This is a genomic window from Hadarchaeum sp. (SeqCode) (genome assembly GCF_038871235.1).
GTDB lineage: Archaea > Hadarchaeota > Hadarchaeia > Hadarchaeales > Hadarchaeaceae > Hadarchaeum.
Genome location: NZ_JAVZIN010000005.1, coordinates 17,292 through 40,429, shown reverse-complemented (window position 1 = coordinate 40,429; position 23,138 = coordinate 17,292). Strand labels below are relative to the sequence as shown.

Sequence of the window (23,138 nt, the reverse complement as noted above, 5' to 3'; positions counted from 1 at the left end):
CTTGGAAGCCATAGGGGGAGTCGGGCATATAGATGGAAATATCGAGGGAAAGTCCTTCGGCACAAACGGTGAAGGTGAAGGATCTCACGCCGCAATCAAGGCGAGTAAATCTCACGGTTAAAGTGATGAGCATCGGGGAGCCCAAGGAGATACCAGATAGATTCGGTGGAGAGCCGAAAAAGGTGGCCGACGCTCGCGTGGGGGACGAGACGGGCACGATTTTACTTTCGCTTTGGCAGGAGCAAATAGGATCGGTATGTGAAGGAGATGTTCTGTCGATAGAAAACGGCTATGTCTCTCTGGTGCAGGGCCATATGCGCCTCAATATAGGTAAATATGGAAAGATGACGAAGACGGGTCAGGAAATAAAGGACGTTAACACTGAGGTGGATCTCAGCGCGACGGAGCATCAGCAGGAGCGCAGGCCGTTTAGACCGAGACGTGACTACCGGAGCCGTGGCCACTACGGTGGCAGCCGGAGATTTTGAGCAATTTTAGAGTAAATTTTGTCCGAGGGGAGAGTTGTCATAAAGCGACTCTTTAAAGGACCTCAACCCGGCCATCACCACTGACGAAAATGATGAAGTCTTTCAGGGCTTTCCTGCGCCTGAGCCCCGCTGTCCCGAGTACCTTGGTTATCATCCTTACGATTTCAGAGTAATCGTGGGCAATCTTGATTTTCCTTAGATCGGCCTCATGAAAAACTTTTTCAGAAATTTCGTATACATTTGACCCGGCTTTGGCTTCTATTTTTATAGGCCAGTCTATCATTTCAATCAGCTTCAAAGTGTTTTTGGATTTCCTTACGTTTTCCTCGGCTGTTTTGGCTATGGAGCTGACGTTGGCCCTGCTCGTGTGCAACTCTTTGGCGATCTCGCTGAGGCTTTTACCGGCTATTCTCCGCTTAAGAATCTCGAATTGTTTTTTGGTCAGGTGGGTCATTTTTAAGTCAATCATCTTAGATTCTCATACTTTCATCAACTCTTTTTTTAATAATATTTTGTTTTCGCTCATTGGCGCGCAGGGTTTTAATTAGGTCCCATTAGATGAGATATTGTGATCGGTGCTGTTATTCTTGGTGCAGGCGAGTCAAGACGGATGGGGACTCAGAAGCTACTTCTTGAGATAAAGGGACGGCCGATGCTGGAGTGGGTGATAGACTCCTTCAAAAAGGTTGTGGATGAAATCGTGGTCGTACTGGGGCACAGACCTGAACTACTCATACCTCTTCTGAGGAGGTTGGATGTGAAGTGGACGGTTAACGTTAACTATCTGGATGGTATGGTGACCTCGGTTAAAGAAGGATTAAAAATGCTGAAAGACTTCGATGCCGTTTTTGTGGCCTTGGGAGATCAACCATTGGTCGAGGTTGACTTCTTGAAAAAGGCGATAGAGGTTTGGAAAAACGGTGCCAAGGTAGTTTGTCCAGTCGTCAAAGGTAAGAAAGGACACCCCGTCTTGTTTGATAGGAGCTTATTTGATGAAATCTTGGGCCTAGGTAAAGATCAGTTTCTGAGAGATGTCATTCATAGGCACAAAGAAGATCTCAGAACCTTAGAATCAGGAGAATGGGCAATTACCGATATCGACACCCCTGAGGGTCTTGAAGCTTTTAAATGGAAATTTTAAGACTGTTGCCGGAGGCGTTGGGTTTTCGACGCTCCTTTATTATTTCTGCCATTATGCTGATGGCAATTTCCTCAGGGGTCTCAGCGCCGATGTCTAGACCCACCGGCGTATGCACCATTTTAACTTTTTCTTCAGGCATACCTTCTTCAATTAATTTTTTAAGAGTTACAGCGGCTTTTCTTTTGCTTCCGACCATCCCGATGTAAGCCGCGTTAGTGTTGATCGCGGCTTTAAGCGCATCTTCATCGTATTTGTGTCCGGTGGCGATGACGATGTAGGTCTGAGGAGTGATCGAAGTCATTTTTATTCCCTTCTCTACAGGCTCGGGCACGACCTCAACATATTCAGGAAAGTTTTCCTTTTTTGCAGCTGGGTCGACAACAGTAACAGCGAAGCCGACATCATGGCCTAGCTTTGCCAGCTGTGTTCCAATGTTTCCCCCGCCGATGATCAAAAGCCTTGGTGCGGGATTGATGACCTCTATGTACACCTCAACCATTCCACCGCACTTCATCCCAATGCCACCTAGTTCTTCCTCCTTTAATGCCACGGTAAATGTTTTCGGCTTGCCCTCCTTTAGGGCCTCGAGGGCCTCGGCCACCGCTCCTGCTTCCACACAGTCACCACCGATGGTTCCAAAGGTTCCACCATCTGGCATGACGATCATCTTGGCTCCAGCCTTTCTCGGCGTGGATCCTTCAGTCCTGACTATAGTCACGATCGCGAAGGTTTCGCCCTTTTCTAAAAGTTCATTAATCTTCTTGAAAATATTCTCGGACATAGGTTCGAATTTAGTTCTTGATTGGTTATTTAATTAAATCTTTCTTTTGGTGGCCCGTCGCATATATCCGCCATGCAAGGCATGGATGTCCATTATGGTATAAAAGGCCTTTTTGTCGTTGGCTTCAAGAGTTTTTATAAATCGATGGGTGTCCCTTCTCCTCAGAACTATGTTGTAGACAAATTCAGTTCCTTTTAGTCCCTCTCCTTTTAATACCGTCACGCCAAAACCATTTTTCCTGAGAATATCTGCCAGTTTTGTTCGTTTTTGGTTGGGGACAACATAGGCGAAGCAATAACCCATCGCGATTTTATCCTCCAGATAACTGCCGAGATAATTTCCGCAGGCAAAGCCAAAGGCAAAGGCAACGATGTAATACCAGCGATCAAGTTGAGTTATTACCCGGCTAACTGCCAGCACCCAGACCATTATCTCAAAAAAAGCTGAAAAAGCCGCTATTCCTCGTCTACCCCTGATTATGAGAATAGTGCGCATGGTTCCCATTGAGACATCCGTCAGCCGAGCCAAGAAAATCAGCAGTGTCCACAGAATAACTTCTTCCATGATTCTACCACCCAAGGCGATGGTCTTAATATCTAATGGCTCTAGTGGGACAAACGGATACACATAGGCCGCATTCATAACACCTAGCGGCGTCAACCTTTGCCACCCTACCAATGACCCTGATGGCGTTGTAGGGACAGTGTCTTTCACAGAGCCCGCAGGCCGTGCATTTTGAGGCAATGACCTCGACTGGCTTTGGTGTTACACGCAATGGTTGATCCGGAAGATGTCGAAGTGCCATACCCTTGATCTCATTTATGGTGTTGTATCCTTTTGCCTTCATGAACTTGGCCATTTCATCGGCAATTATGCCGTATATTTTATGTCCCCGGATAATAGCCGCGGTTGATAACTGAACGGCAGAGGCTCCGGCCATGATGAACTCAATGGCATCCCTTCCAGTAGTAATTCCACCCACACCGATTACCGGTATCTTGACCGCGCGGGCAATGTCGGCCACGCACCGAACCGCTAGGGGTTTTATGGCCTGTCCTGAGAGCCAGCCATAGCCGTGGGCGCTTCCGAGCATGGGCATGGCATTTTCTATCTCAATGGCGAGGCATGGACCCAAAGTGTTTATTGCAACGATGCCATCCCCGCCTGCCTTTTCAACAGCCTTGGCAAACTGGCTGATGTCAAGCACGTTTGGGCTGAGTTTGACGAACACAGGAATGTCAACTACTTCCTTGGCGGCTTTTGTGGCCTCGGCTATTGGGGTGGGGTCGTTTCCCAAGTAGTGGGTAGAAATTTCCAGCGCGTCTACACCTGCCGCGGCTACCTTGGGCGCGAGTTCTCTGATTTCATCGGCCTTATAACCGATGCTCGCTATCAGCGGGACACCCGCCTGTTTGGCCTTTTTGTATTCAACTTTCAACCACTGTTCCACTGGAAGGTCGGACCAGAGCTCGGCATTTAGAATGCTGTCTTTTATCTTTACAATACAAGGGCGTGGTACTTGGGCTGGAGTAACGCTGATAGTTTTGGCAACAAGGCCGCCAGCTCCTCCTTCCACAGCTTTGAGCATGCTGTCAGCGTCACGGACGGTTGGCCCGGCTGCGGGCATTATTGGGTTCTTGAATTTCAATCCACAAATTTCAACGGAGAGATCCACCATTTTATCATCTCTTTTTTATAGCTCCCAACTTTTGCCAGAGCTTCTCGGCGGATTTTCTCGAGGTCTTGATTACTTCCTCCTCTTCCATCGATAGCATCTTTCTGTCCCGCATAAGTATGTTTCCACCAACTATTACCGTTTCGACGTCATTACCGCTGGCAGTGTTGACCAGATGTCCGATCACGCTTTCAGGGACAATAGGCGTTGGTGCTCTTTTGGGGTTAACGATAATTAAGTCAGCCAGTTTTCCAGGTTCGATGGAGCCGAGCTCGTTTTCAAGTCCGTAAAGTTCCGCACCTTTGATGGTGGCCATCTCCAGAGCCTCCATGGCGGATATCGCCCGGGGGTCTCTGAGCCCAATTTTATGCAAAAGGAAAGCCGCACGAATATTTTCGAAGCCGTCAAAAATATAACCGTCGTTTCCTAGGCCAACTGAAATTCCCATGTTCAGCATCTTAACCACTGGCGCTACGCCCACCGCATTTAACATGTTGCTCATGGGATTGTGGGCTACCTTGGCCCCGGTCTTCTTGATTATAGCCAGTTCTTCATCGTTGACATGCACACAGTGCGCCAGCACGACATCAGGGCCGAGAACTTCCGCATCTTGGAGCCTTTCAACTGTTCGCTTTCCGTAGCGCTCGTAGTTGTGATATAGATCACATAGTCCCTCAGAGACGTGGATTGTCAGCGGAACTTTGTAGCGACTGGCCAGCTCTCTGACGTATCTGAAAAGCTCATCGGATACGGTGAAAGAGGCATGGATGCTGAACATCCCATGAACTCGGTGCTTCCTTTCCTTCTTTGCCTTCAGGATGAATCGTTCGTTTTCCTTGGTTCCTCTTGCCCCCTCGGCGTGAGTGTGTCTTTCTGTGGCTTCAAATGAGATGATGCCTCGCATACCCGACTGCTCCACAGCAGCTGAAATTCTGTCGAGGACCCCGGGAAGGGCATTGGGGCCCGAAAAGGTGTCGGCAAACAACGTGGTCCCGGTTTTTATGAACTCGAGACAGGAGATTAGAGCGCTAGCGTAGGCGTCCTCCTTAGTCATGGCTTCGTCCATAGGCCACCAGACTCGCTGAAGTATTTGTGAAAAATCGGTTGGCGGCTCTATCCTGAGCGGGGCAGCCCGGAGCAGCATCCCGTAAAGGTGGGTGTGTGAGCAAATGAGCCCCGGCATGACGATTTTTCCTCTGGCGTCTATCATCTCCTCAGGTTTGCTCTTTGTAGTTGAGCCTTTTTTGACGGAGACAATCCGGCCCTCATCAATAGCTATGGAGCCCTCGGCAATGATTCTTCGATCTTTATCCATCGTTACAATAAGACCATTTTTTATCAAAAGTTCGACCATTCAACCCCTTAGTGAAATGGTTGTGGTAGGTTTAAACCTTAGTGAATAGACAACAGGTTAAAATATCAGAATGTTCCACTGATTTAAGAGAAAATGCCGGAGTTTTTGATAGCTACCATGATTAAGCTGATCAAGAGGGCAGCTAAGGTTCGCGTTTCGCGGGACGCCGCCCTAGAGTTGAGTGTCGTCCTTGAGGATTACGCGCTGAGGGTGGCTAGGGAGGCCGTAAAGCTCAGGGATCATCGTGGGGCTAAGACATTAAGTAAAGAGGATATAAGAGCGGCTGTTGCGGCCATACCCAAATAATTTTTGTCTGGGGTGTATTTTTTTGAGTGATTTAGTCCTTCGTAACGGAAGAATAGTTCTGCCTGAGGGCATGGTGGAGGGCGAGATTTCAGTTGAAAATGGAAGGATATGCAGAATTGCCGTTAGCGGTCTTCCCAAAGGAGATGAGGAGATAGACGTCAGGGGCAAGGTAATAATACCAGGAGTGATTGATTCCCACGTTCATTTTTATGACAAAAAGTTTATGAATCGCGAGGATTTCGCCAGCGGTAGTTCTGCAGCCGCAGCCGGAGGTGTGACAACGGTAATTGTCATGCCGTTAGACACACCCGTTGTTTCCGGCTCTAGCATAGGGGAAGCCATTGATTTAGGCTGCAAGACAAGCGTCACCGATTTTTCCTTACACGCGGGTAACATGAGTTCGGAATCGATAAAGAAAGTTCCAGAGATCAGCTCCTTTGGTATAAAGTCATTTAAGGCGTTTACCTGCGAGCCCTACCAGATGACTTATGATTACATCGAAGAGTTGATGTGTTATGTTAAAGCGATCGGCGGGGTAACGATCATACATGCGGAGGACCAGAAGGTCCTTGGCAAGAACCTAAGGTCCTTGAGAAAGAGAAAAGATCCTCTGGCCCACGCTATTTCGCGCACAAACGAGGCGGAGGAAAAGGCGGTAAAGAAGGTCCTCAAATCAGCTGAAAGGACGGAATGCTGGACGCATATCGCCCATGTCACCACGCGTGAGGGCTGTGAAGCCGTTAAAAAGGCGAGGGAGAGAAGGGTACATGTAAGCGCTGAGACCTGTCCTCATTTCTTAATTTTCACCACAGAGGATATGGAAAGATTGGGACCCTATCTGAAGGTGAATCCATCCATTAAATCGGATAGAGATCGGGCCGCGCTTTGGCAGGCACTTAGAGAAGGAGTTATAGATATCGTTTCTACAGATCATGCGCCTGCTCTCAAAGAGGAGAAGGAAAAGGGTTGGGTCGACATTTGGGAGGCACCTGCAGGAGTTCCCGGGGTTGAAACCCTTTTGCCCATAATGCTCAGTGAGGGCGTTTCCAAGGGCAGGCTTACTCTGGAGCAGCTGGTCAGTTGCATGTGCACCAAGCCGGCAGTGCTGTTCGGCCTCTATCCCCGTAAAGGAGCCATTCAGGAGGGCGCCGATGCTGACCTGACTGTTCTGGATCTTAAAAGTGAGACCAAAATTTCAGCGGATAGGCTCCATTATAAGGTGGGTTGGACTCCCTTTGAGGGCATGAAGGTCAAGGGAATCCCCGTTATGACGATATTGAGAGGCGCGATAATTGCCCAAGGCGGAGAGGTTGTTCAGTCAACTGGCTACGGCCAATTTTTACCTAGGTGAGTTCAAGTAGGTTGGAGTTTTTCTGAGCAATTTTCCCCAGCACCTTAGAATATCTATGGCTTCCGCAGCTTCTTCGACTTGGGAGTAAATTGGCAACGTAGATTCGGATACAATCTCCTTGAAGGCGGCATTGTCATTGGCACAGAGCGCAACGTTAACTAAGGGCTTTTCTTTAATTTTTTTAGCGATCTCCGCGATTTTTCGAAGATCCTCGAGGCCGAAGCTGGTGAGTTTCATTGAATTTATCATCACTATTCCATCTACCTCTTCGTCTGAGAGCAACAGTTCAGCAACGCGTTTGTATACATCACCATCTGCCATTTTTCCCAGATCGATAAAATTTGATATTTCGGCCTGCGGGTGTTGTTTTCGTATTTTTTCTACAGTTTCTGGGGACGGTTTGGCCAGCACCATGTTTTTTCTCGAGAGGTGTGTTTCAAAAAGTTCCGCGGGCCCGGAGGCGTTGGTGATGACGGCGACTTTCTCTCCATGAAGGGATGGCTGTCTTACCAGCGCGGCAGCTCCGTTCAGCATCTCCCTGATGTCGCGGACGATGATTCCACCCGCCTGCTTCACCGCGGCCTCTAGTATTTCTGCACCAGCAACTGACCCGCTGAGAACTATCACGGGCTTTTCTGGGACGGTTTCAGACAAGGCCCTTATGAACTTCCGACCGTCCCTGACTTTTTTTAAGTAAACGCAAATGCACTTGGTTTCTTTATCCTTTGAGAGGTAGGTCAGGATGTCCGATTCATCAATCCCAAAATTTTCATCCACGTTAACCAATTTGCCGATTCCCGTGGTCGTTGCTAGACTAAGCACATTCCCAGCGATGCAACTATCCTGTGAAATAAAAGCAACATCCCCGCTGAAAATCTGCCACCTTCCCGGGACGGCGATTAAGCCATTTTTTGTGTTGATCACCCCAATTGATTCCGGTCCGATGATTAATGTTTTTTTTCTCGTCTTTTTTGCCAATTCTTCCCCTACTTTGCTTGCTACTATTACTAGGAATTTCGGCTGCCTTGAAAGTAATTTATGCAGGTTTCTAGCCAGTAATTTCTCAGGCAGCACGGCAACAGCCAAGTCCAAACCAACCTTGATTTTGCTCACGCTTTTGTAACAGCTCTGGACCCTACCGCTGAGGTCAACTAGGAAAACCTTTCCCTTTTTGTAGCTGGAGATATTTTGCACCAGCGAATGAAACAGTTCCGAGAAAATCTTTTCTTCCCCGGTTAGTTCTGAAGCTCCAACTAGAAATATCGATTTAGGTTCAAAGAGTGGTTTGAGCTCGGCTGACATTACTTGCCCTCTCCAAGGACAATCCGAGCATCCACGGCCACTGCCCCCTTCCCCTCGTTGAAGACAAATACTGGATTTAGGTCCATCTCCGCAATTTCTGGGAATTCATAGGCCAGCTGTCCAACTTTCTGAATTAAGCTGGCCAAGGCCTCAATATCCGCCGGTGGAGTGCCTCGGATTCCAGCTAAGACAGGATAACCCTTTATCTCCTTAATCATCTCCTTGGCTTCTTCAATGGTGAGGGGTGCGAGCCTGAAACTGATGTCCTTGAGCACCTCAACCCAGATTCCACCCAATCCGAACATAACGGTGGCTCCGAAGGAGGGGTCTTGTATCGCTCCAACGATGACTTCGCGGGCGGGGGGCAGATACTCCTGGATAGTTACCCCCAGTATTCTTGCCCCGGGCTTGTATTCCCGAGCATTTTTTATGATTTCGTTGAAAGCCTGCTTTAGCTCTAATTCTGAGCTTATTCCTACCATAACCCCTTTAGCATCACTCTTGTGGATGATGTCAGGTGAGGCTATCTTTAATACCAGAGGGTAACGAATTTCTCGACCAATTCGGACAGCCTCGTCGACATCCCTTGCTAAGGCGGTTCGGTTGACGGGTATTCCCCACGCCTCCAAAAGGCTTTTTGATTCCATTTCGGAGAGTTCCCGCCGATTTTCAGTTTTGGCCGAATTTAAAATTTCCAATATTTTCTGTTTGGAGGTCAAACGGATCACCGGAAATCAAAACTACTTAGCACCAATTCATATAAGTTTTTCCAGCCGGGGCGTCCCCATGGCTAGGTGTTGGAGCAAACACTTTTAATATTGGCAAGTATTCTCTTACTTTTAGGTGTTTATGTGAAGTTACTGGCAGCAGCTGACTTTCATGGGAACTCAGGGGCAGAGAATAATCTCTCCAAGCTGCTCCAAGGTGGCTATGATTGCTTGGTTTTAATCGGAGATCTCACCAATTTTGGGCCGCCTGAGGTGGCGGAGAGTCTGCTGGACTTGGTTAAGGAATCAGGTACAACCTGTTTTTGCGTGCCTGGCAACTGTGATCCAAAGTCGATACTTCAAGTTTTGGATAAAAAGGGGGTAAATCTTCACGGCAGATGCGCTAAGCTAGGCGATTTAAATTTTTTAGGTTTGGGTGGTTCAAACCTCACACCGTTTAACACACCGTTTGAGCTTACCGAGGCGGAAATACAGGAAGAGCTGGCTGCAGTCTCTTGCGAGACAGTGGGGGAGTTGGTTCTCGTGACCCACGCTCCGCCGCATGGTACCAAGGTAGATCGGATCAGAGAAGGAACCCATGTGGGTAGCAAAAGCATCCGCCAGTTCATCGAACAAAGGCAACCCCTGCTTGCCCTCTGTGCCCACGTCCATGAAGGTCGCGGGATTGACCAGCTGGGCCGCACACTTGTCGTGAATCCAGGTCCAATGGTCAAGGGGTTTGCGGCCGAGATTGTAATTGACGAAAGTAAGAGAGCCAACTTTCGCCTGCTTGAAATCTGAGGTAGAAATTTGAAATCAAGGAGAACTCCCGGCCACTGCCCCAGATGTGGCTCAAGTAGATTGAGATGGGCATCGGGACTGCCCCAGCTTTGGTCCGTTTATGATTGTGTTGACTGTGGCTATCGAGGGCCACTTATTATCGAGAATGGAGAGCTGGCCAAGAAAATCAGAAGGCGCTGGTTGAGTAAAAAGGGAAAATAGTTCAGCAAGTCACTTTTCAGCCCACAGGTTTTAGTCCCACATCTAAGACGATGTGATAGCATCGTGTGGCATATGAGCGAATCCTTCTTGCCCCCAGTATGGTGGCTTCAAATCCTCTTTCAGCAGCTTTAATTCTGACGAAAGCGGTCGAAGGCCCGAAGATATCAGGTTCCTCACCATAGTCGTAGAAGTGGATCACGCCGCCGGTGGGCTTCAGTGTTTTTAAAGCTACATCAAAAAAATCACGGGAAAGCTCAGGCAGGGGCATCAGCACGCGGTCTGCTCTTCCAGCGAGTTCTTTTTCCACAACTTCGCGAGCGTCGCCGTGGATAGCAACCACGCGGTCTCCAACCTTGTTGATGCGTATGTTGGTCTGCATGTATTCAAAGGCATGGGGGTTGATGTCGATGGAATAAATGCGGGCAGCTTGACTGTGCTTGGCGATGATTATAGAATAGCTGCCGACACCGGCGAACAGGTTCACCACGACTTCACCCGGTTTTACTAGTCTAGCCACCCGGAGCCTTTCTGTTGCCAGCCTCGGTGAAAAATAGGCCTTTGCCAGATCAACCTTAAAATCACAGCCAGATTCACGGTAGGTAGTCTCCGTCCTGTTTTCTCCGGCGATTACCTCCAGCTCCCGAGTTCGAAATTCGCCTTTTACCGGGGAAACCTGATTGAGGACCGTTTTCACGTTTTTTTGTACTTCCATCAGCGCCTTTCCAATGAGGTGTTTTTTGGGAAGCAGCGGCTCGGGCAGCTTGACGATGGCGATATCTCCGATAACATCAAAGGCCCGGATCAACTTTAGCTCATCGTTGGAGAGGCAGTTCTTTAGCCTTGCGCGCAGGTCCTCAGCCATTTAACCCCAATAGCAATTACTGTAGCCGGAAAAAGAATTTGTTGTCAGGTTACCAATTTTCTGCTCTTAATTAAATGACCGCCTTTCGTACAGGCGTAGCTTTATTTTATCGCTCTTAGAGTATTATGGTCGGTATGGAATGCCCAAGTTTGGAAATTAAAGATTCCGGTCCGTTGAGGGTGGCAGAGTTTGATTGCCACGGTTGCGGTTTTGTGTGCACGCTTAACGAACCAAAGTGCCGCTATTGCGTCCTCAGCCGGCTGCGTGCGGAAACGGAGGTTGATCAGGTCACCCTTCTACAACCAACGGTGAGGATTTATCGCACACGTGAGCTTTCCAAGCTGGCCAGAACAATAGCAGCGGCGGAGCAGCTTGCTCTCGACCGCTCCCTTTACGGTGGAAAGGAAGGCGATGGAAAGTGTAAAAAGTGCATCGAGACCCGGATGGCCGCCCTGACGGAGGCCTTGGATAAGATAATGGCAGATCCCCATGATCTTAGCCCCATTGATAACAGCTTGGTTGTCTCTAGGATTAAGAGCAGTTCTGAGTGCAAAAAGTGCAGCGAGGAAAATTATTTCAAACTAGTTGACACCATAAAGGTAACGTTGGGAAGCAATCCGATGTTTAAGCGACTTTCATCGAAAAATTACGATGAAGTTTTTTCTGCCAGAATCAAGCCTTTCTTCATTGAGGGCTTATGGAATCCTCCGCCTCGCGAAGCCAGCTTGTTAGAAAGTTACGATTTATCAGATGGCCGTGGCAAGGTGAATATCTACGAGCAGCGAAACAACCCAGTCCCTTTTTACGAGCTGGTTTTGCCCGAGTTTAGCCTACCCGCCGATCAGCTGGAGTTGTTGGACTCCGCCTTCAGAATAAAGATTGAGGAAGCCCCCGGCCATGCTAGGTTTGCCTACTCGACCCGCAGCTACTCGTTTGCCGAGGAATGGTACAATGCACTGTTGCATATTCTGCGAGAGAAAAAGGTTTCAGTACCTGCTGCCAGCGTTCGCAGGCTGGCGGAGCTAATGGCCAACTGGCTGACCTATCGCCTGCTTGAGCCCTTTAGCCACGACGATCGTATCACTGATATCTTCATTGCCGCACCGCCGGAGATCCAGCCGATATACGTGGAACACGAGCGCTGGGGTAGATTGGAGACCGGCATATATTGGACCACTCCCGCGCTGCTCGGCTTGGGTGAAACGCTGGCGTCTAGATTGGGAACATCGTTTGACGAAATCCGGCCCCAGCTGGATGCGGAAATACCTGAACTGGGGATGCGTTTGTTTTTGAGCCGCTATCCCGCCATATGGACTCGCAGCGTTGATATCGCGGTTCGGAAGCGCCGTTCCAAGCCATGGACGCAGCCGCTCTTCTTGGAGCGGGGGACTCTTTCGCCACTGGCAAGTTCCTTTCTAGGCAATGTCTTGAGAATCGGCTCCAGTGCCTTTGTCATCGGAGAAATGGGCACGGCGAAGACTTCCCAAGTCGAAACCTACGTGCCGGAGATAGGCCCGCACAACAGGATCGTAGCCTTTCAAGACACGGAGGAGTTACACATCGAGGACTTTGTTTCTCACGGCTATAAGCTGGCCAACGTCAGGGTTTCGGACCCGGAGCAGCTTGAGCGGCAGGTGAATGCCTTTCTTAGAGGTGGCTCCAGCTATTGGTTGATCACGGAGGTCAGGGCAGCGGACGCAGTAAGGGCAGCGCTGGGCGCTGCCGCTAGACAGGGCTCCCAGCCTGTTGTGGCGAGCTTTCACGCTAGGAGTAAGCGGGAGATGTTTGACCTCATCGTCCACATAATGGGATTGCACCAAGCCACCTTCAAGTACATTGATTTTATCATAAGCACGGCGAGGTTTACCTCACCAAGCGGTACCATCAGGAGAATTGTTGAGATTTCCGAGGTTCTTAAGGACTGGAAGGATGAGCCCAGCTATTCTGAGCTGTTTGTCGATGATCGTAAGCACGATAGGCTGGTGCAGTCAAAGCTTTTGATTGGTCCCAGCGGTTTGCTCAAGAGGTTGAACTCCAAAGATCTATCTCAAGTAGATATCAAGCAGGCGACAAAAGCGATTAGGTTTCTGCCTCCGGAGAAAGGCGGTAGCCAGCTAATACCAGCGCTTTGTAAGCGGCTGGCAATTGAAGAGGAAGAATTTCTCGCCTCAATCTTGGCAGAGGCAAAGATGAAATCCGACCTCTTGATGCTGGCCAAGAAATCCGGTGATTCCAGCTGCCTTGAGCTACCCTTTGTGAGCAGGGCCTATAACACCTATTTCTACCTACAGAAGCAGAATGCTCCTGATTACTCAAAGGTGCTGGAGGCTTGGCGATCTTGGCTGAAAAAGACCTGATCTCTCCTCTTGAAAGATTTCCTATACCGAGCGATGTTCGCGAAGCCCTTCAGAGGGTCCTAGGCCCACGAAAGAGAGGATTTTATGAGAAGTTTTGTTGTGTCGCCGGTGGCATCTTCGGCTTTTTCACGAAAAATTCGAGGTTGAGTCAAAAAACCCTGCGCGAGTTGAAAGAGGCAGGTATAAAAGTTGAGCCTAAAGATTGGGCCGCGGGCTTGGTTCTATCCATGGTCATTCCCATAATATCCTCTCTCCTGATTTGGTTGTTGATTATCTTTACTGGCGGTGACATTATTGGCTCTCTTTACTTGCCGATGGCTGGATTTTTAATTGGCGGAATTTTTATGATGGCTTTTCAGAATTATCCTGCTTCGGTGGCGGCTCAGCGCCGCGCCGATGCTCAGGGAAAGGCCATAAGGACGGTGATGTTGCTCAGTTTCTCCCTCTACCATCGTCCTGATATCCGAGGAGCCACCGTGCAGGCGGCTGACATGAGTGAGGGTAAACTGGCTGAAGACCTTCAAAGGGGCCTGCTCGAACTCGATGAACGCCGCAGGTATGAAACGGTGCGTCATCTCCTGACGGTGGTAGCCAATGAATGGGGTGAAATAGACGACAGCGTTCGTCAGGCTATCTTTGATATTCTAAGATCTACTGGAGCCAAAGATGAATCAGCGAGACTGGCCGACGTTGCTAAGGCTCCAGAACGGGTTTTAGAAGGTGCCGAGGAGCAACTGACCAAACGTTTGAATAGCCTCGTTATGCCCACGCTCGCCTTTCTTACCTTTAGCTCACTGGCCATAATCAGCGTCGTGGGGCTATCACCTATTTTTGGAGTCATCGGGTTTAATTTCGTGGATTTGAAATTTTTCACTGCTGTAGCCTTGGGGTTGGTAATCGCCTTCTTGGCTTTTACTCAGTTCATGATGGGACATCGTCCAGCTACTATACAAATTTCTACCCTTCCTGAGGACGATCCTCGCCTGCCGCCACCTGGCAGATTGATGGTATTTGGAAAAAAAGTTCCCTCACTTATTGTTCCCTTCATAGTTTTTGTGGCGATTGCTTGGCCCGGGGTATTGTATTTATTTGGAGAAACCGGGGGACCGCTGGGTTACATAGTTTTCAGCTTCTCGACATTTTGGTTCGTTTGGGCCGCAGCCGGAGCCATAGGCGTTTATGCGTATCTTTACGTTTCGAAAAGGGCTAGGATCCGCGACGAGGAAAGACGAAAGCTGACCGACTGGGGTAACGCGTTGAATACCATTGGATCAAGAATGCTGGATGGCAAGCCGATGCCGCAGGCGATGGCTGAAGCGGCCAACTTGATGGCCGGCTCCCCCCTAGCTTATGAACTCAAAGAGGTGAGTGCGAAAATGGAGAGATACGGGTTGAATCTCCATGAGGCATTGTTTGAGAGAGGCTATGGTGGCCGTTACAATCCCATAATAAGGAGCTTTCTGGAGATGATTTCCCGAATCAGGCGCGACAGCGAGGCAGCGGCCGGCAGGGCCTGCATGATGGCTGCAGAGTTCCTGCGGACTCTTCATCGCGTTGAACGACGTTTCCGGGAAAAGATTGACGAGGCCATGGGAAACCTGTGGCTGGTGGCTTCCCTTCTCATACCGGTGGTGTGTTCGATGTCAGTTTGGGTGATGGACTTCATGTCCGGCATGAAGTTTTCGATGGCGGCACAGGCGGCAACCGCGGGTGTTACCGGCATTCCCTTTCTTCTTGGAGCGATGGGGATAATGGAGATTGCCCTTCTCAGGTTGGTCATGGGAATCACCGCGGTGGCTCTGAGCTTTATAATTGCCAGATATATAGCTAACATCAGAGCCGCCGGCGACAGGGTGGAGCTATGGTCCTCAGTGGCAAAGTCAGTCATAGTGTCGGCAACTATATTTACCCTCACAAGCTTCTTGCTAACGTTAATAACGGTAGGAGGTGGTTGAGTGGCAAAGGGACTTGATCAGTGTGGCGTCGAGCCGCTTGCGATGAAACTTTTTGCCGGCATCGTGCTCTTGGTTATTGGTTTAGGGATAGGCTACGCGGTGTATACTTGGGCAGGGAGAGGAGCAACCGGGATGCTTTCCTTCACGGTTAGTCTCTCACCGACAAGCGCCACGGTTAGACCAGGAAACACAATAACAGTTAATGTATCGGTGCAGCGCATCGGTCCCTATGATAAAGATGTATCTCTTTCAGCCTCAGGAGTTCCGGCAAATGTTACGGTAGGTTTTTCACCCTCCACTGGTGTGCCGGCCTTTGGGTCCACGATGACGATCGTTGTCGGAAGCTCGGCACAGCCAGGTACCACCACGATCACGGTTAAGGCAACGGGAACTGATGGGGTTCAGCAGACGGCAACATTTGATCTCACGGTGGAGTAGGTCTCCATGCCGGCCCTGCGCACCTTAGGTTTGGTCATCCTGAGTGCCTTTGCGATAGCAGTCGGCATTTTTGGATTCCTTTTAGTTCGGGGGTTGGTCGAAGAGGGGGTAGCTAAAGAAGCGGCGCTTAGGGTGGCCGAGGCGTGCGGGACGGTGATATCCACTGGCGGCACGCAGAACGTAAGAATAAACATCCCAGGCAACTATCACATGCGATTTATAGAAAATCGAATTTTTATCGACGGCTACGGTGTTCCGGCGGATGGTTTCGTGATGACATTTTCTGAAGACTCACCTGAACTGGGTCCCGGAAGCCACGATCTCTCAATTTCCATCCGAGATGGCAGGCTGGTGGTAAGACGGATCTGATAAGAATTTTCAAGTCGGTCTTGGCAGTTCTCCTAGCCATAGTTTTTCTTACTCTGCTGGTTTCAGCTTACAGCCAGCACCAGAGCATGCTCTCCACAGCTGGATTGATTGACACGGCCACATCGATCACGAATAACTTGGTCCTTAACAGCTTGGCCCACGTGGAGGGCATTAGACCACGCGAATATATCGTTGACGTTGAGAGGATCTCCTCCCTTGATTTTAGGCAGGAAGTCGGGGGGGAAAATTTCTCCTACCAGATAAAAATTTGCTACAATCCTGATGCTGAGACCATTTTGGGTCCCTTTGGCCCGTCACCGCCAGATGGTAAGCCGATCAGTGCGATAACGGTGCCAGTCACCCTTTATCAGGATGGACGTTTGCTTTACGCTAAAATGGAGGTTAAAGTGTGGCGAGCCTGAAAGGGAAACTAGTCCCGGAGAATAGAGGAGTAAGCGATATTTTATCGATAGCTTTCATGTTTTTGATCGTGGTATTTGCCGGGGTGCTTTTGCATAGTTACAGGTTTGGGGCCATAAATTCGGCGGTTAGCAGGCAGATGCAGCTGAAGGCTGAGTATCTTTATAGAACCCTCGAACTCTCTCAGGTGGAGAACTATTCTCTGAGTTATCTTGGCGCAGTAGCCGAGAATGCTATTGGCGTGTCGCCTCAAATAGTTCCGGCGGATTACCTGAAATCGCGGCTGGATGTACTTTTCTCGTATTTGCGCCCGCCGGGCTATGGCGTCATTTTTGAACTCACCTATGAGAACTCGACTTGGGTACAGATCAGTCCCGGAAATATTGGCCCACCTGGACCGAATGTTGAGAGATACACCTTCTCGGGAAAATATACTATCGTGATTGCCGGAGCGGGCGAGAACAGGGTGGCACAGGCAGATGCCCGTGTAACGCTCTTTAAACTGGGGTGAGTGGCTGATGGACGAACTGGGATCGGCTGAGCTGCTGGCGATATTCACTGTGTTTGTGATCCTTGCTGGGATAGCTGCCTTGAACACATTCGAATCCAGCTATACACGTCAGATAGAGGTTTTACAGGAAAGAATGGCCGTTGATACCACCAGGGCCGTGGCTCTGGTCATTGAGGCGGAGTTGAACGATTCGCTCAGATCAGCGATTGCAGCGGCCATGTTTGAGGTGGGTAAGTTTGCCGGATCTAAGGCAGAGGTGGAATCCCGGTTGCGCAGCTACTTTAACCAGCGCATTGCCGCGGGCTGGTCGTACTCCAATTTCGAAAACATCTACGTGCCGCTAAGCGATGAAAACTCGCTGCAGATTGAGTGGCTTCCCGATGGTGGACTCCGCGCCTATGGTTACCTAGAGGCGAGCTTCAACCACGTTTCGGGAGCCAAGGCCTACGGAGTCAAGCTGGATGCCGGCGTAGTTCCGCGCTACGGGAGGATGCTCTATCTGGCCAACCTAGCCTACAGCTGGGCCCAGCGGGCAGCCGACATCGCGGCATTGGAGAAGGAGCTCAATGAAAATTATTCTGCGGAGATGTTTTCCTTCCGCATTTACCGAGAGAATAGTGCCCTGAAGCTGACCATTACAGAGTTATACGGCGGCCGGGCGATTACTCCGGAAAATGAGGGTTGAGAAGTGTATTTTCCATTATACAGAATCACCAGTTATAAATACCGAGGACAAGGAGATGAGTGGGGTTGAGAGGATGTCCAAGGCCGAGATAATTCAAACAGTGAAGAGGGAGGGCATAAAGTTCATCCAGATGCAGTTCACCGATATTCTTGGCACGGTTAAAAACGTCACCATTCCCGCCACCAAGATTGAAAAGGCTCTGGATGAAGGGGTCTTCTTCGATGGATCGTCGGTTTTAGGCTATGCCACCATCGAGGAATCTGACATGCGCCTGATGCCAGATACGGAAACTTTTGTGATTATTCCTTGGTTGCAGGACACTCTTAAGACGGCGCGGATGGTTTGCGATGTTTATGATCATGAGGGCAATCCCTTTGAGGGGGATCCGCGGGCGGCATTAAAAAGACAGCTAGAGAAGGCCAAGAAAAAAGGCTGGACCTTCAACACGGCTCCGGAGTATGAGTTCTTCTTCTTGATGTTAGATGAGCAGGGTTTGCCAACGACTAGACCTTCGGACTCAGGAGGATACTTTGACCTGATGAGAGATAGGGGTGATCTCATCAGGAAGGAGATAGTTAACTATCTTAATCTGATGGGTTTTGATGTGGAGGCCTCGCACCATGAAGTTGCTCCCGGGCAGCACGAGATAGATCTCATGTACGCTGATGCCATGACTTCAGCCGACCGAGTGGCCATGATGAAGTACGTCACCAAGAACATCGCCTATCGCCACGGCCTTTACGCCACCTTCATGCCCAAGCCCATCTACGGCGTCAATGGCTCAGGGATGCACGTCCACCAGTCGCTTATGACCCCTGAGGGAAAAAATGTATTTTACGACCCAAAGGGATCCTACAAACTGAGCAAGTATGCACTTTACTTCATCGGTGGGCTCCTGAAGTATGCCAAGGAGACTTGCGCCATCTTGGCTTCAACAGTAAACTCCTACAAGAGGCTGGTGCCAGGTTACGAGGCCCCGGTTTACATCTCTTGGGCGAACAGAAACAGGAGCGCTTATATCCGCGTTCCGGCGGGGAGAGGATCCCATACACGTATCGAGCTTCGCAACCCAGATCCGGCGGGCAACCCTTATCTTCAGTTCACGGTGATGTTGGCAGCAGGGTTGAAGGGAATTGAGGATAAGATAGAGCCGCCTGAGCCGGTGGAGAAGGATATCTACCACATGAGCTCCGAGGATCGCGAGGCCTTGGGTATAGAATCGTTGCCAGAGAACTTGGGTCAGGCTCTGGATTACATGCGTCGGAGTGAGTTGATAAGGGAGGCGCTGGGTGAACACCTTTTCAAGCACTTTATCTATGTCAAGGAAAAGGAGTGGGAGAGTTACCGGGCACACGTAAGCGACTGGGAGCACAAGTTTTTGTTGCCGGCGCTGTAGCTAGGGATAGTTCCACCATACTCATTTAAATAATTTCAATTCGCGATCGTGCATAATGAGCCAGAGAAATTTGATGAGGTTACAATAGGCCTTCGTGTGATAATTTGGAATAATTTTTGTGCGGGGACGATCACGAAACTACTCCGCGGCGGCCCGGTTACCCTGCCGCGCTTTCGTTTCGTGATCTTTATCCGACATCCATGCTTCGGTGCACACCGCTGTGCACCTTATCCACGGCCTCCCCCAGCTGCGCTGAGTTTTTCCGTGGATCCCCCGCACCCGTAGGTGGAGTTCAGCCTGTTCTGTCGGCTTATCCCCGCGATTGCAGTTAACAAATTTTTTGGTAATAAATTTTTCGAAAATTAAAATGCGCTTTTAACGGTGATCTTTCATCTATAATCAAGGTAAAATCTAGACGATCACATTTGGTTCGGCTCAACAATTAAATGTTTTTCTGGATTTGGGTCTTACGGGAATAAGCCGAGACTTTCTTGGGCATCTACAACTCTTTTGATCCCAAGCACATAGGCCCCGGTTGCTAAGTCGACCCTGTATTCTTCTGCTGTCTTGACGACATCATGGTAGGCTTTCACTAGATAATTTTCTAGCTTCTGGTTGACGACACTCTCACTCCAGTGTTCACGGTGAAGGTTTTGTAACCATTCAAAGTAGCTGACGGTAACACCACCAGCATTGGCGAGGATATCTGGAATAACGTGCACTCCTTCATTGTACAATATTTCTCTTGCCTTGGGCGTGCTCGGACCGTTTGCCCCCTCGCAGATAATTTTTGCCTTTATATTGTGTGCGTTTGATTCAGTTATCGCGTTTTCCATCGCCGCGGGAACTAGAATATCGCAATCAAGTTGCAGAAGCTCTTCATTAGTGATCTCTTCTCCATGAGCGAAACCACGAAGTTTGCCGGTTTTCTCCTTATGCTCCATTACAGCGCGCACGTCGAATCCCTTTGGATCATAGATTCCACAGGTAGAGTCGCTCAGAGCTATTATTTTGCAACCCATTTCCTCGAGGATTTTTGCTGCCCACTGGCCTACATTTCCGAAACCCTGAACTGCGACTGTCAGACCTTTCATATTCATTCCGAGCTGTTTGGCGGCTTCTCTGGCACAGATTGCCGCACCCCGCCCAGTGGCTTCTCTTCTCCCTTCAGAACCTCCAAGCTCTATCGGTTTCCCAGTAACAACTTCTGGAACTAAATGTCCCTTAAACTGGCTGTAAGTGTCCATTATCCAGGCCATCGTTTGAGCATCTGTATACATATCAGGTGCCGGGACGTCTTTATAGGGACCGATATCGTCCAGAAGCATTGCAGTATAACGTCGGGTTAATCGCTCCAGTTCTCCTTTTGATAGTTTTTTCGCGTCCACCGCGACGCCGCCCTTTGCGCCACCGTAGGGTAAGTCCACAACCGCGCATTTCCAAGTCATCCACATGGCCAGAGCTTTAACTTCCTCTTGGTCGACCTTAGGGTGGTATCTTATCCCTCCCTTGAATGGTCCTCGGGCATGGCAATGCTGGATCCTATAGCCGGTAAAGACTTTTATTTCCCCGTTATCCATGCGGATTGGAACGGATACGATAATTTCTCGGCGTGGATGCTTCAACCTTTCTATAGTGGAAGGGTCTATATTTAGTAATTTTCCAACTCTTTCGAGTTGGTCTATGGCAGCCCTGAAGGGGTTTGAATTTGAGGGCATGTTTTTCCCAAAGATGATGATTGTTCTTCTTTATAAACCTTTAGAAGACTTTGACGCTATTAACATATTAATCTCATCAAGATTATGAAGCTCCTTTTGCCACAGCCTGATGGTCAACCTCATAATTTGTTATACCAAAAAAGTTCGGAGCCTTTCCCAATCGCAGGTCAGAAAGCAACAACCCTAATTAGTTCTGATTTTTCGAAATAGCACTCGCTGTAGATGCACCAATCGGCGCAAAGCACATTGAGTTACGATCGGACTCCTGCTAGTGATGAGATCAAACGGTTGGCCTCAATCACGGTTTGGCCAGCAGCTGCTTAGGTAGTCATCAGGGACCTTGAGGCATCAATAGATTAGCTGTTTCCGGCCGCAAACCGGATCTTTTATCCCTCGTGTACTACAAATGTTTCGGTGTTTGTCACACCATCAATTGATCTGATTTTATCCCCAACTAAGCGCGTCAGCTCGGCCAAAGTTTTTACCTTGACTCTTGCCACCATATCGTATCGTCCGAACACAGGGCAGGCCTCGACTACCTCCGGCATTTTTTCCAATTTCTCTTTGATAGTTAAGACTAAGTTCTGATACTCGCCAACACCGATTTTTATCATAATAAAAGCCTCAACCATTTTTCCCCGTTGTTATTTTTGGAGAATTGTTTTTATAAAAGCTTTAGTCAATTTTCTTTTCTTGGTCTTTTGTGCCCACCGATGGAATATAACTTTTGTGACGACTATTCCAATATCTGCTCAAACACATCGGCTTCGGTCTCGTCCATTAGCGGTATTCCAGTAACCCTAGAGGCCCGTTCAGTTAATGCCGCAAGGTCGCTTCTGTTGATTAACATGAGATTCCACTTTCTCGCGCCGGCAAGCAGTTGCTTTAGTCCGACACCGATTCGATCGCATAAATATGTGTAAAGGCCTATGGCAGCGAACGGTATATTGCTGAATCTATCGCCGTGTAGCTCCTTTATTTTTGATGCCGCTAGGAAAAATTTGTCCGGGGTGCTTCCATATTGTTCCGCAAAATCACGTGGCAATTTGTTTTCCTTAGCCAGTTCCACAAAATAAGAAGATTTCATCACTGCTGTTAGCGGAGCTCTGGCCATGGTGATGGCTTTTATGAATGGTCCTTGCCCGAAATTGCTCATTGCAATACTTTTGAAAATTTGTCCCTCGCTGATGAAACCACCTGCCATGCTTATGTCAGGGACGTACCGGCCTTTTTTCTTGAGTATTTGAGCGCACTTAAGAACTTGAGCTTCAAGATAGACCGTTGGTGTGCTCATTTCGTTCATCATCGGCACAGGGCTCATGCCCGTGCCACCACCAGCCCCATCAAAGGTTACATAATCTACCCTTGCTTCCGATGCAACTTTCATAGTCCATGCAGTATCGATGGGTCGATAGGCTCCTGTTTTCAAAGTAACTTTCTTTGCCCCTTGATCCCTCAGCCATTCAACGTCTTCCACGAAGCCCCTCTCCGTCGGCATTCCAACCCGGCTATGGCGCTCAAAGCTCTTGAAAACCCCGGCTTTAAACGCTTCTTGGACAGCTTTATCTTCTGGGTCAGGCAACACCACGTATCCACGCTTTTTCAGGGCGATGGCTCGCTCAAGTGAGGTTATCCGTATTTCGCCACCAATGGCCTTAGCCCCTTGTCCCCACTTTCTCTCGATAATGTTGACCTCGAGCTTAGAAATCGCATAAATATCAACGCCCCCTCGTTGATCCTCCACATTAGTTTGTACAGAAATATCACCATATTTTCCGTCCCAAAATTCTCTGAACTTCTTAACCCTGTATTCGAGTTCTTTGGAGTAGGTTACCTTGCCATTGGCGTATTTAGATTCCGGATCCACCCCGCAGACATTTTCTCCAATAACTAGTATCACACCAGAAAGGGCGGCCCCCACGGCCAGAGCATCCCAATTAAGTTTTGCCACGGGTGTGGAACCAAATGCGCCGGTAACAAGTGGCACTTTGAGGGGGATGCCCCCCAGTTCTGATTCGATGTTCACGTTTTCAAATAAAGCAACGTCTGGATCAGGAGATATACCCTCAGCGCCCCTGAGTCTAGAAAGGATGTTAAAATGTGACCAATCCAGATCATAGTTCTTTAATGATGCGGCCGTGCTTTGTCCAAAATAACTTTGAGATGGGTAGAGAACCTCTCTGCCGCGAAATGCCGAAAGACTGATCTCGCAGAGAACGGGGCATTCTTTAATACAGATAGGACACATTCCACTTGTCGGACTTACATCCCGAACTCGGGTTCTCGTTCCAGAAATTGACATACCATTTAGGTACGACGA

General features: G+C 49.1%; 25 protein-coding genes. 14 read left to right on the top strand and 11 right to left on the bottom strand.

Annotation, left to right across the window (positions count from 1 at the left end):
* Nucleotides 1-32: 32 nt before the first annotated feature.
* Nucleotides 33-488 (top strand): single-stranded DNA-binding protein, encoded by a 456-nt coding sequence (locus QXT02_RS03200; protein WP_342811897.1) that lies wholly within the window; start codon nt 33-35, stop codon nt 486-488.
* Nucleotides 489-540: 52 nt separating this feature from the next.
* Here QXT02_RS03200 and QXT02_RS03195 read toward each other — a convergent pair whose 3' ends face one another.
* Entirely contained in the window at nt 541-957 is a 417-nt protein-coding gene (locus QXT02_RS03195) for a Tfx family DNA-binding protein (RefSeq protein ID WP_342811895.1), read from the bottom strand.
* A gap of 99 nt (nt 958-1,056) precedes the next feature.
* Here QXT02_RS03195 and QXT02_RS03190 point away from each other — a divergent pair, with 99 nt between their 5' ends.
* Nucleotides 1,057-1,629: a nucleotidyltransferase family protein gene (locus QXT02_RS03190; protein WP_342811894.1), complete on the top strand. Its 573-nt coding sequence runs from the start codon at nt 1,057-1,059 to the stop codon at nt 1,627-1,629.
* On the opposite strand, the gene QXT02_RS03185 is transcribed toward QXT02_RS03190, so the two are convergent.
* The 4 genes from QXT02_RS03185 to QXT02_RS03170 are packed head-to-tail and all read right to left on the bottom strand — an operon-like array spanning nt 1,613 to nt 5,439.
* Nucleotides 1,613-2,410 (bottom strand): XdhC family protein, encoded by a 798-nt coding sequence (locus QXT02_RS03185; protein WP_342811893.1) that lies wholly within the window; start codon nt 2,408-2,410, stop codon nt 1,613-1,615. The genes QXT02_RS03190 and QXT02_RS03185 overlap by 17 nt on opposite strands.
* Nucleotides 2,411-2,443: 33 nt before the next feature.
* Nucleotides 2,444-2,974 carry a DUF2179 domain-containing protein gene (locus QXT02_RS03180; RefSeq protein ID WP_342811892.1) on the bottom strand — a complete coding sequence of 177 codons (531 nt, stop codon included), beginning with the start codon at nt 2,972-2,974 and terminating at the stop codon, nt 2,444-2,446.
* 25 nt (nt 2,975-2,999) lie between these two features.
* Nucleotides 3,000-4,088: a 4Fe-4S binding protein gene (locus tag QXT02_RS03175; RefSeq protein ID WP_342811891.1), complete on the bottom strand. Its 1,089-nt coding sequence runs from the start codon at nt 4,086-4,088 to the stop codon at nt 3,000-3,002.
* Nucleotides 4,089-4,092: 4 nt separating this feature from the next.
* A complete protein-coding gene (locus tag QXT02_RS03170) occupies nt 4,093-5,439 on the bottom strand; it encodes an amidohydrolase family protein (protein WP_342811890.1) in 1,347 nt (448 codons plus the stop codon).
* A 93-nt stretch (nt 5,440-5,532) separates the two neighbouring features.
* On the opposite strand from QXT02_RS03170, the gene QXT02_RS03165 reads away from it, so the two are divergent.
* Together QXT02_RS03165 and QXT02_RS03160 are read left to right on the top strand one after the other, a co-directional pair.
* Nucleotides 5,533-5,745 (top strand): histone, encoded by a 213-nt coding sequence (locus QXT02_RS03165; protein WP_342811889.1) that lies wholly within the window; start codon nt 5,533-5,535, stop codon nt 5,743-5,745.
* 22 nt (nt 5,746-5,767) lie between these two features.
* Complete coding sequence (locus QXT02_RS03160) at nt 5,768-7,096, top strand: dihydroorotase family protein (RefSeq protein WP_342811888.1); 1,329 nt, start codon at nt 5,768-5,770, stop codon at nt 7,094-7,096.
* On the opposite strand, the gene QXT02_RS03155 is transcribed toward QXT02_RS03160, so the two are convergent.
* Both QXT02_RS03155 and QXT02_RS03150 read right to left on the bottom strand, forming a co-directional pair.
* Nucleotides 7,085-8,398 (bottom strand): CoA-binding protein, encoded by a 1,314-nt coding sequence (locus QXT02_RS03155; protein ID WP_342811887.1) that lies wholly within the window; start codon nt 8,396-8,398, stop codon nt 7,085-7,087. The genes QXT02_RS03160 and QXT02_RS03155 overlap by 12 nt on opposite strands.
* Complete coding sequence (locus tag QXT02_RS03150; protein WP_342811886.1) at nt 8,398-9,117, bottom strand: acetate--CoA ligase family protein; 720 nt, start codon at nt 9,115-9,117, stop codon at nt 8,398-8,400. Before QXT02_RS03150 ends, QXT02_RS03155 begins: the two co-directional genes overlap by 1 nt.
* 132 nt (nt 9,118-9,249) lie before the next feature.
* On the opposite strand from QXT02_RS03150, the gene QXT02_RS03145 reads away from it, so the two are divergent.
* Together QXT02_RS03145 and QXT02_RS03140 are read left to right on the top strand one after the other, a co-directional pair.
* Complete coding sequence (locus tag QXT02_RS03145) at nt 9,250-9,906, top strand: metallophosphoesterase (protein WP_342811885.1); 657 nt, start codon at nt 9,250-9,252, stop codon at nt 9,904-9,906.
* 9 nt (nt 9,907-9,915) lie between these two features.
* Nucleotides 9,916-10,107, top strand: coding sequence for a hypothetical protein (locus QXT02_RS03140; RefSeq protein ID WP_342811884.1), 192 nt, complete (start codon nt 9,916-9,918; stop codon nt 10,105-10,107).
* A gap of 16 nt (nt 10,108-10,123) precedes the next feature.
* On the opposite strand, the gene QXT02_RS03135 is transcribed toward QXT02_RS03140, so the two are convergent.
* Nucleotides 10,124-10,969 (bottom strand): class I SAM-dependent methyltransferase family protein, encoded by an 846-nt coding sequence (locus QXT02_RS03135; RefSeq protein WP_342811883.1) that lies wholly within the window; start codon nt 10,967-10,969, stop codon nt 10,124-10,126.
* Between the two features lie 134 nt (nt 10,970-11,103).
* On the opposite strand from QXT02_RS03135, the gene QXT02_RS03130 reads away from it, so the two are divergent.
* The 8 genes from QXT02_RS03130 to QXT02_RS03095 are packed head-to-tail and all read left to right on the top strand — an operon-like array spanning nt 11,104 to nt 19,100.
* The gene (locus QXT02_RS03130; RefSeq protein WP_342811882.1) at nt 11,104-13,326 is read left to right on the top strand and encodes an ATPase, T2SS/T4P/T4SS family; all 2,223 of its coding nucleotides are present in this window, start codon (nt 11,104-11,106) and stop codon (nt 13,324-13,326) included.
* Entirely contained in the window at nt 13,299-15,281 is a 1,983-nt protein-coding gene (locus QXT02_RS03125) for a hypothetical protein (protein ID WP_342811881.1), read from the top strand. The genes QXT02_RS03130 and QXT02_RS03125 overlap by 28 nt, the downstream gene beginning before the upstream one ends.
* Complete coding sequence (locus QXT02_RS03120) at nt 15,282-15,719, top strand: hypothetical protein (RefSeq protein ID WP_342811880.1); 438 nt, start codon at nt 15,282-15,284, stop codon at nt 15,717-15,719.
* A 6-nt stretch (nt 15,720-15,725) separates the two neighbouring features.
* Nucleotides 15,726-16,088, top strand: a complete 363-nt coding sequence (locus tag QXT02_RS03115; protein WP_342811879.1) for a hypothetical protein — start codon at nt 15,726-15,728, stop codon at nt 16,086-16,088.
* Between the two features lie 20 nt (nt 16,089-16,108).
* Nucleotides 16,109-16,510, top strand: a complete 402-nt coding sequence (locus QXT02_RS03110) for a hypothetical protein (protein WP_342811878.1) — start codon at nt 16,109-16,111, stop codon at nt 16,508-16,510.
* Complete coding sequence (locus QXT02_RS03105; protein WP_342811877.1) at nt 16,498-17,019, top strand: hypothetical protein; 522 nt, start codon at nt 16,498-16,500, stop codon at nt 17,017-17,019. The genes QXT02_RS03110 and QXT02_RS03105 overlap by 13 nt, the downstream gene beginning before the upstream one ends.
* A 7-nt stretch (nt 17,020-17,026) precedes the next feature.
* Entirely contained in the window at nt 17,027-17,704 is a 678-nt protein-coding gene (locus QXT02_RS03100) for a hypothetical protein (RefSeq protein ID WP_342811876.1), read from the top strand.
* 55 nt (nt 17,705-17,759) lie between these two features.
* Nucleotides 17,760-19,100 carry a glutamine synthetase family protein gene (locus tag QXT02_RS03095; protein WP_404980427.1) on the top strand — a complete coding sequence of 447 codons (1,341 nt, stop codon included), beginning with the start codon at nt 17,760-17,762 and terminating at the stop codon, nt 19,098-19,100.
* Nucleotides 19,101-19,567: 467 nt separating this feature from the next.
* On the opposite strand, the gene QXT02_RS03090 is transcribed toward QXT02_RS03095, so the two are convergent.
* The 3 genes from QXT02_RS03090 to QXT02_RS03080 form a co-directional block, all read right to left on the bottom strand.
* Complete coding sequence (locus QXT02_RS03090; protein WP_342811875.1) at nt 19,568-20,818, bottom strand: Glu/Leu/Phe/Val dehydrogenase; 1,251 nt, start codon at nt 20,816-20,818, stop codon at nt 19,568-19,570.
* Nucleotides 20,819-21,204: 386 nt separating this feature from the next.
* Nucleotides 21,205-21,450, bottom strand: a complete 246-nt coding sequence (locus QXT02_RS03085; RefSeq protein ID WP_342811874.1) for an Lrp/AsnC ligand binding domain-containing protein — start codon at nt 21,448-21,450, stop codon at nt 21,205-21,207.
* Nucleotides 21,451-21,554: 104 nt separating this feature from the next.
* The gene (locus QXT02_RS03080; RefSeq protein WP_404980426.1) at nt 21,555-23,120 is read right to left on the bottom strand and encodes a glutamate synthase-related protein; all 1,566 of its coding nucleotides are present in this window, start codon (nt 23,118-23,120) and stop codon (nt 21,555-21,557) included.
* Nucleotides 23,121-23,138 lie beyond the last annotated feature (18 nt).

What these genes read in the sequence shown, in the direction of transcription:
- QXT02_RS03175 (WP_342811891.1), bottom strand. Translation starts at nt 4,088, where the DNA reads ATGGTGGATCTCTCCGTTGAAATTTGTGGATTGAAATTCAAGAACCCA.
- QXT02_RS03085 (WP_342811874.1), bottom strand. Translation starts at nt 21,450, where the DNA reads ATGGTTGAGGCTTTTATTATGATAAAAATCGGTGTTGGCGAGTATCAG.
- QXT02_RS03095 (WP_404980427.1), top strand. Translation starts at nt 17,760, where the DNA reads ATGAGTGGGGTTGAGAGGATGTCCAAGGCCGAGATAATTCAAACAGTG.
- QXT02_RS03135 (WP_342811883.1), bottom strand. Translation starts at nt 10,969, where the DNA reads ATGGCTGAGGACCTGCGCGCAAGGCTAAAGAACTGCCTCTCCAACGAT.
- QXT02_RS03180 (WP_342811892.1), bottom strand. Translation starts at nt 2,974, where the DNA reads ATGGAAGAAGTTATTCTGTGGACACTGCTGATTTTCTTGGCTCGGCTG.
- QXT02_RS03115 (WP_342811879.1), top strand. Translation starts at nt 15,726, where the DNA reads ATGCCGGCCCTGCGCACCTTAGGTTTGGTCATCCTGAGTGCCTTTGCG.
- QXT02_RS03100 (WP_342811876.1), top strand. Translation starts at nt 17,027, where the DNA reads ATGGACGAACTGGGATCGGCTGAGCTGCTGGCGATATTCACTGTGTTT.
- QXT02_RS03185 (WP_342811893.1), bottom strand. Translation starts at nt 2,410, where the DNA reads ATGTCCGAGAATATTTTCAAGAAGATTAATGAACTTTTAGAAAAGGGC.
- QXT02_RS03200 (WP_342811897.1), top strand. Translation starts at nt 33, where the DNA reads ATGGAAATATCGAGGGAAAGTCCTTCGGCACAAACGGTGAAGGTGAAG.
- QXT02_RS03195 (WP_342811895.1), bottom strand. Translation starts at nt 957, where the DNA reads ATGATTGACTTAAAAATGACCCACCTGACCAAAAAACAATTCGAGATT.
- QXT02_RS03090 (WP_342811875.1), bottom strand. Translation starts at nt 20,818, where the DNA reads ATGCCCTCAAATTCAAACCCCTTCAGGGCTGCCATAGACCAACTCGAA.
- QXT02_RS03155 (WP_342811887.1), bottom strand. Translation starts at nt 8,398, where the DNA reads ATGTCAGCCGAGCTCAAACCACTCTTTGAACCTAAATCGATATTTCTA.
- QXT02_RS03080 (WP_404980426.1), bottom strand. Translation starts at nt 23,120, where the DNA reads ATGTCAATTTCTGGAACGAGAACCCGAGTTCGGGATGTAAGTCCGACA.
- QXT02_RS03170 (WP_342811890.1), bottom strand. Translation starts at nt 5,439, where the DNA reads ATGGTCGAACTTTTGATAAAAAATGGTCTTATTGTAACGATGGATAAA.
- QXT02_RS03130 (WP_342811882.1), top strand. Translation starts at nt 11,104, where the DNA reads ATGGAATGCCCAAGTTTGGAAATTAAAGATTCCGGTCCGTTGAGGGTG.
- QXT02_RS03165 (WP_342811889.1), top strand. Translation starts at nt 5,533, where the DNA reads ATGCCGGAGTTTTTGATAGCTACCATGATTAAGCTGATCAAGAGGGCA.